Origin of the sequence: Sphingobium fluviale, assembly GCF_004122115.1 — a bacterium.
In the GTDB taxonomy this organism is placed as follows: domain Bacteria; phylum Pseudomonadota; class Alphaproteobacteria; order Sphingomonadales; family Sphingomonadaceae; genus Sphingobium; species Sphingobium fluviale.
Genome location: NZ_SBKP01000007.1, coordinates 139,476 through 146,528, shown reverse-complemented (window position 1 = coordinate 146,528; position 7,053 = coordinate 139,476). Strand labels below are relative to the sequence as shown.

Annotated in this window: 4 protein-coding genes and 2 pseudogenes; 4 read left to right on the top strand and 2 right to left on the bottom strand. The window is 56.8% G+C overall.

Going from position 1 to position 7,053, the window contains the following annotated elements; translation table 11 throughout:
• Window positions 1–128: 128 nt before the first annotated feature.
• The 3 genes and pseudogenes from istA to EQG66_RS09005 form a co-directional block, all read left to right on the top strand.
• Window positions 129–1,289, top strand: a pseudogene (gene istA / locus EQG66_RS09015) (IS21 family transposase); the annotation flags it as partial.
• On the top strand, window positions 1,279–2,058 hold the full coding sequence (istB, locus tag EQG66_RS09010; protein WP_129404259.1) for an IS21-like element helper ATPase IstB: 780 nt from the start codon (window positions 1,279–1,281) through the stop codon (window positions 2,056–2,058). The pseudogene istA and the gene istB, both read left to right, overlap by 11 nt.
• An 80-nt stretch (window positions 2,059–2,138) precedes the next feature.
• Window positions 2,139–2,375: pseudogene (locus EQG66_RS09005) on the top strand (SUMF1/EgtB/PvdO family nonheme iron enzyme); the annotation flags it as partial.
• Window positions 2,376–2,456: 81 nt separating this feature from the next.
• Here the strand turns inward: EQG66_RS09005 and EQG66_RS09000 are convergent.
• Both EQG66_RS09000 and EQG66_RS08995 read right to left on the bottom strand, forming a co-directional pair.
• The gene (locus EQG66_RS09000; RefSeq protein WP_129404258.1) at window positions 2,457–3,701 is read right to left on the bottom strand and encodes an MFS transporter; all 1,245 of its coding nucleotides are present in this window, start codon (window positions 3,699–3,701) and stop codon (window positions 2,457–2,459) included.
• Between the two features lie 147 nt (window positions 3,702–3,848).
• Entirely contained in the window at window positions 3,849–4,484 is a 636-nt protein-coding gene (locus EQG66_RS08995; protein ID WP_129404257.1) for a TetR/AcrR family transcriptional regulator, read from the bottom strand.
• 154 nt (window positions 4,485–4,638) lie between these two features.
• Here EQG66_RS08995 and EQG66_RS08990 point away from each other — a divergent pair, with 154 nt between their 5' ends.
• Window positions 4,639–7,044, top strand: a complete 2,406-nt coding sequence (locus EQG66_RS08990; protein ID WP_129404256.1) for a TonB-dependent receptor — start codon at window positions 4,639–4,641, stop codon at window positions 7,042–7,044.
• Window positions 7,045–7,053: the final 9 nt, after the last annotated feature.

Below are 7,053 nucleotides of genomic sequence, written 5' to 3'. Positions count from 1 at the left end.
AATGACGGCGATCCCATAGACGACCTTCTCCCCGGCAACTGGCAAGATACCAATGCCGCCGAAACAAGGTTCGAAATGAGTTACATCCCGCAAGCCGCCTGATACGTGCCAGTGAAAATGCGCTTACGGTGTTCCAGCCAGGCGAGGCTTTCCAGTTCGACTGGAGCGAGGACTGGGCGATCATTGCCGGCAAGCAGACCAAGTTGCAGGTGGCCCATACCAAGCTGTCGCACAGCCGGGCGTTCATCGTCAGGGCCTATCTTCTCCAGACCCACGAGATGCTGTTCGATGCCTTGACGCAGGCCTTCCGGGTGCTGGGCGGTGTGCCGCAGCGCGGGATCTTCGACAACATGAAGACCGCCGTGGATCGGATCGGGAGCGGCAAGGCGCGGCAGGTCAACGCGCGCTTTGCGGCGCTGGCCAGTCATTACCTGTTCGAGCCCGAGTTCTGTAACCCGGCCTCGGGGTGGGAGAAGGGTCAGGTCGAGAAGAACGTCCAAGATGCCCGTCGCCGGCTGTGGCAGGCCCATGGTCCCTATGGGCCCAGCTTCCCGGATATCGATGCACTCAATGCCTGGCTCGAGGCACAATGCATCGCGCAATGGGGCCATATCCAGCATGGCGTTCTGCCCGGCACTGTCGCCGATGTGCATGCCGCGGAGGCCGCCAGCCTGATGCCGCTGGGGCGGACCTTCGACGGCTTCGTCGAGCACACCAAGCGGGTATCGCCGACTTGCCTCGTGAACTTCGAGCGCAACCGGTACTCGGTGCCGGCCTCCTTCGCCAACCGACCGGTGAGCCTGCGGGTCTACCCTGACCGGATCGTCATTGTCGCCGAGGGCCGGTTCCTGTGTGAGCACGAGCGGATCATCGAGCGGGGCCATCATCTTCCCGGGCGAACCATCTATGACTGGCGGCACTATCTGGCGGTGATCCAGCGCAAGCCCGGTGCCTTGCGCAACGGTGCGCCCTTTACCCAGATGCCTGAAGCGTTCCGCCAGTTGCAGGGCCACCTGCTCAAGCGCCCCGGCGGCGACAGGGAGATGGTCGAGATCCTGTCGCTGGTCCTGCACCATGATGAGCAGGCGGTGCTCTGCGCCGTCGAGCTGGCACTGGAGGCCGGTGTTCCGACCAAGACCCATGTGCTCAACATCCTGCATCGGCTGACCGACGGCAAGGCGCCGCCGGCATCACCTGTCGACGCGCCGCAAGCCCTGCGCCTTGCCCAGGAGCCGCTCGCGGACGTCGGACGCTATGACAACCTGCGGGAGTTGCGCCATGCGTCATGACCCCGCCAGCGCTGCCGTCGAGGTCATGCTGCGCGGCCTCAAGATGTATGGCATGGCCCAGGCGGTGAGCGATCTCATCGCCCAGGGCGCGCCGGCCTTCGATGCCACCGTTCCGATCCTCTCACAGTTGCTCAAGGCCGAGATGGCCGAGCGTGAGGTCCGCTCCATTGCCTACCAGATCAAGGCGGCCCGGTTCCCCGCCTACAAAGACCTGGCCGGGTTCGACTTCGCGTCCAGCGAGGTGAACGAGGCCCTGGTGCGCCAGCTCCATCGCGGCGAGTTCATCGATGGCGCCGACAATGTCGTGCTGATCGGTGGCCCCGGAACCGGCAAGACCCACATGGCGACTGCCCTGGGCATCCAGGCCGTGGAACACCACCGCAGAAAGGCCCGGTTCTTCTCCACCGTCGATCTGGTCAACATGCTCGAACAGGAAAAGGCCATGAACAAGGCGGGCCAGCTTGCCGAGCGCCTGCTGCGCCTCGACCTCGTCATCCTCGACGAGCTGGGATACCTGCCGTTCAGCCCGTCAGGCGGTGCCCTGCTGTTCCACCTGCTCTCCAAGCTCTACGAACAGACGAGCGTGATCATCACCACCAACCTCAGCTTCAGTGAGTGGGCGGGCGTGTTCGGTGATGCCAAGATGACCACCGCCCTGCTCGACCGGCTCACTCACCACTGCCACATCCTGGAGACCGGCAACAACAGCTTCCGGTTCCGGGCCAGCTCCGCTGCACCCAAAACAAGAAAGGAAAAATCACCAGCTTGACCCACCACCCGCAACGCGGGAAACACACATCCAACCGGGTCACTTCTCGATGAAAATCCCGGGTCAACTCTCAGCGAAAATCAACACCGCGCGGTCCTAGAAAGCATGACAGCTTCGACCCCACCTCTCCTCACATGCTTGTCGGGCGCAAGGTCATGAAGGGCGGATCACATCTGTGCGCCAACAATTATTGCCAACGATATCGCCCTGCCGCGCGTCATCCTCAAGCTGTCGACACCTCTACCAGCCATATCGGTTTCCGCTGTATAATCCGGTCCAATACCCAGCCTCACAAATCTCGGTCTGAGGGTATATAGCGAAGTTCGATCACATTCAGCGCGCCTTGACGTTGAGACAATGGAATTGTCTGAACGGTTCTCGATCTGAGATTCTAGGATTCAGCCGCGGGACACTCTAAGACAGAGCGCCAATAGCGCCGCCCCGATAAAGATTGCGGCCCCGATTAAAATTGCGATCTGGTAACTTCCGTTCAGATCAAAAAGCGCGGCGAAGGCCATACCCCCGATGGCAATTGCCGTTCCTACTCCCACGACCATGGTACCAAATATCACAGAAAAGTAGCGCATGCCAAACAGCTTCAAAGTGAAGAAGGCAATAAAGTCAGCTTCTGCTCCATGACCAAGGCCAATCAAGAAGGCGGCAGCAGCTGCTACCATCCAGTCATCGGGGCCATGAACCATGAGACCAAGCAGGATGGCCCCCACAGCTGGAACTGCTAGAAATATCGCGGTAATCACGCCGGGGCGGAACCTGTCAAGAAGCGTTCCGGCTGCCAGCCGTCCGATGCTAATCGCAATGAAGAACACTGATCCAACTGCAGCCGCAGCTGAGGAAGTAAAGGCGTGGCTAATCAAAATCGGCTGAAGCTGGCTTACAAAACCACCGAGCGGCAGTGCGGCACTACTAAATGCAATCAGGCACAGCCAATATTGCCGGTCCCGTATAGCATCACGAAGCGAAACCCCTTTGAGTGATCCGGACTCGCCGGCGACGGCTTTCGTTTCGACTTCGTTTGGCATCTCCCGCAGCCATCCCACTATAACGGGCACGCCAACAAACAGGATTAACGCACCCATGGATAGATACCCAAATCTCCAACCATAGCCTTCGATTATCTTGGCAAGAATGGGCGTTGCGACAGCGCTGACCAAAGAAAGTCCACTCAGGGTTATACCTAGTGCCAAACCAGAGTTGCGCGGAAACCATGGCAAAATTGACTTACAGAAAATAACTGAGCCTGTCACCGTGCCAACACATGCCATTATGATGACCAAAGTATAAATGTAAGCAGCGCTTTTAGGCGTCGCAGCTAGCAGAACATAGGTAAGCCCAAGCAAAAGGAGACCTGCAATCGCCACTGGCCTAGCCCCATAACGATCGATCACGATTCCACCAAGCGGCGTTAAAAACGCACAAAGAAGCCCAACTATTGGTCCAATCGTTACAGCGCTTCGGGACCACTGGAACTCCTGCTGCATCGGGATGATGAACAGCCCAGCGGTATATAAAAACAGACTATAGCCTATTCCCACGCCCACTGATGCAGCGATCAGGACGCGCCAGCCAGCACCCCATTCACTTTGCCCTTCAGCCAGACTTTCCTCTTGTATACGGGTACTCATTTATCATTCATCCGGTCGGAGGCGACTTAACGTGACTAATCGTCGGAGCTAACGAGCGATAATGTGACCAATCGCCGCTACTCTGAGGGACCGTTACGGTGGTGCTAACGCACCCTATTTAGCTGGGAGAAGTCGTGGCAACTGACGCTAGGACCGCACACCAGGCAACAAAAATTTGATGATATGACTAAGGGTACTTTCTGCGTCATCGGGATTGCATGCCCCGTCAGTCATCCGGGCAATGCGCCCTTGATCCGCCATTACGAAAAACATAGTACCGACAATGATCTGGTAGGCCCAACCCGCATCTGCCTTCGATCGCCCTGGCATCAACTCTTCCAAGAGCGCGATCATATCGCGCGCTATCGGATCAAGGAGTTCTTCGAGGATACCACGCTCTGCGGCACTGGGATCGTTCACCTCGCGCGCAAGCATCTTGGCGAAAAAGCCTTTTCCCTCTGCGTTCCGAAGCCGCAGCATTGGGCCCAAAATTGCCCGCATGATCATTTCGAGCCGTCGAACGGGATCCTTCTCAGCGTCAGCGAGCGCCATACCGGCCGCGCGTTGGTCTAGGATTGCAGGTACGCCTGCTTCAAATATTGCCCGATACAGACCGAGCTTACTGCCAAAATGATATCCCACCAAGGGAACGGGAACATTCGCTCTAAGTGCGATTTGTCGAAGGGATGTTCCGTCAAACCCGGCCTCTGCGAACTGTTCTTCTGCAGCGTCCAGTATTCGCGCGCGCGCGCGCTTCTGATCTCCTGGGCTGACCGCGCTCAAAACAAACTCCGATAATGATTCCTTCGAGGCGCATTCGTTCGCCTATTACAGTTATTTTGTCAACTTACAAAAATTCTTGTTTATATGTAATATTTTTTGTTTCATAGAATAAGCTGTCAGCGACCGGTGAGTCGCGGCTGATGGAGGGAATGCAATGCAAAATGAGACGCACTACCGGTTGCACCTATTGACTGGAGCGGCTGTGATCGGCCTATGGGGCGGCACCTCGCCAGTACTCGCACAGAGCGCTTCAGAACCTATTGTAAATACTGTAAATTCCTCGGATGTGGCCGGCCGGACAGCTGCCTTCACTCCAGGAGAAGAACCTGGCAGTCTGATTGCGGACATCATCGTCACCGCACAGCATCGCTCCCAGCGACTTCAAGATGTTCCGGTCTCGGTGGAAGTGGTCGGAGGACTGGCTAGAGCTCAGCAAAATCTCAATTCGCTGACATCGCTGGTGCAGATCGCCCCCTCTATCCATGTCGCTGATGCTGGTAGGTCGAATGATTTGTTCATTCGCGGTATTGGGTCTGGTCAGAACCAAGGGTTCGACCAGTCGGTAGGTGTATTTATCGACGACATCTACCATGGACGATCACGCGTGACTTCCGCCACGTTCCTTGATGTGGATCGGGTAGAGATCCTCAAGGGTCCGCAAAGCACTTTTTTCGGTAACAACGCGATCGCTGGCGCTTTTAATATTGTGACTAGGAAGCCGACTGATACCTTCACCGCCTCGGCGCGAGCACTCTATTCGCCGGACGGTAAACAATATGTCGCTGAAGGATCAGTGGGCGGACGGCTGACAGACACACTCTCCATCCTCGGCGCAGCTACCATCAATGGGCAGCGCGGATGGCAGCACAACCGTAATACCGGCGGACGAGCGCCCAATGAGCTCAACTATGCGGGCCGGGTCTCTCTACGCTATCAACCCAGCGCCGATCTCGACATTATCTGGAAAGTTGAAGGCAGTCGAAACCTCAACAAGGCGGGACTGGCTCTTCAGATTAACAATTGCCCTGCGCCCGTGCCGTTTCCTGCTCCGGGTCTCTATTGCCAAACAGCAATCAATTCCGACATTCCGAGAGGTAACGGCATAACGGAATATGGAGGAAGTCCTGGTCAAGAAACAAAGGATGACACCTATGAAAGCGTGCTGACGACAAACTATCAGTTGGGCGACGCCACCTTCACCTCTGTGACAGGCTACTATGGCTATCGCTACAACCTCAACCTTGATTCCGACGGTACGCCAGCTACCCTGCTGACCGCAAAGATTCCGGAGCGTTTCCATCAGTTCAGCCAGGAGTTCCGCCTCGCATCTGAGGCCGGCAATCCGATAGAATATATGTTTGGCGGATATTTCCAGACCAACAAACTCGTCACAGGCATTGACTTCAATTTCTCTTTTCTCAACGGCGCTGTCGCAGGACGGCCGGCTTTGGCGGCATTATTGCCCTATCTGCCGATTGGCCAACGGGCCAACTACAGACAACGCGAGCGCACCTATTCTGGATTTGGTTCAATCTCGTGGAACGCAAATTCGCAGCTTACGCTCACGGGAAGCCTGAGGGCCACCTGGGTCAACAAATCATACGGGCTTGACCTCTTTTACGGCACCTCCAAGAGTGACTACGGCAATATCGTCCCGCTTCCCGGACCGCTTTCTGCATTGCCTGCCCAACTTGGGATAGGCGTTCCCAGTAGCCAGGCCGGACGACGGTCGGACCGCGCACTGATGCCGTCCGCGAAAGCCCAGTACAAGTTGGGTCAGCGGGCAATGATCTATGCGTCCTATGCGCGGGGCTTCAAGGCAGGTGGATTCAATCCCGCCGACACATCCGGCGTCAGATCGAATATTCCGTTCGCACCTGAGCATGTAGATGCGTATGAGATTGGGCTCAAGAGCGAATGGTTCGACCGGAGACTGCTCCTCAACCTTGCAATTTTCCGTAGCGATTACAGCGATCTTCAAGTCGCAATCAACAGTCTCTCCTCCGCAGGGAGCATCATTGGCCTCGTGCGCAACGCTGCGGAATCACGCTCACAAGGGATAGAGGTTGAAAGCCAAATTGTTGTCAGCGAAGCATTCAAGCTGCGTGCGCAAATGAGTTACCTTCACGCTCGCTATCTTAGATACCCGAATGCCGGCCCAACGGTGTTGCAGTCTCTGGGCGGCGCGAAGTCGCAAGATCTTAGCGGCGCTCCGACCCAATATGCGCCCGCGTGGTCCGGCAGCATCTCCGCTTCCTATACCACACCTCTGAACGACAAGCTAAAGCTTGGGATGCAGTTGGACGCCTACATGTCGTCCTCCTATCACATCCACCCAACCATAGACTCCTACATGAAACAGCCCAGCTACGCGCGTATCGATGGGCGCATAAGCTTGGAAACCGTCAGCGGGCGTTGGGCGCTGGACCTGATTGGCAAGAATCTCAACAATGCCAAGATTCTGACCTTCACCACGAACCTGCCCACGTCCTCCGGCAGCCATCTCCAGCAATTCCAGCAGGACCGCAGTGTCGCGATCCAGCTTCGCTACCGCTTCTAATTTCTCCCA

What these genes read in the sequence shown, in the direction of transcription:
- EQG66_RS09000 (WP_129404258.1), bottom strand. Translation starts at nt 3,701, where the DNA reads ATGAGTACCCGTATACAAGAGGAAAGTCTGGCTGAAGGGCAAAGTGAA.
- EQG66_RS08990 (WP_129404256.1), top strand. Translation starts at nt 4,639, where the DNA reads ATGCAAAATGAGACGCACTACCGGTTGCACCTATTGACTGGAGCGGCT.
- istB (WP_129404259.1), top strand. Translation starts at nt 1,279, where the DNA reads ATGCGTCATGACCCCGCCAGCGCTGCCGTCGAGGTCATGCTGCGCGGC.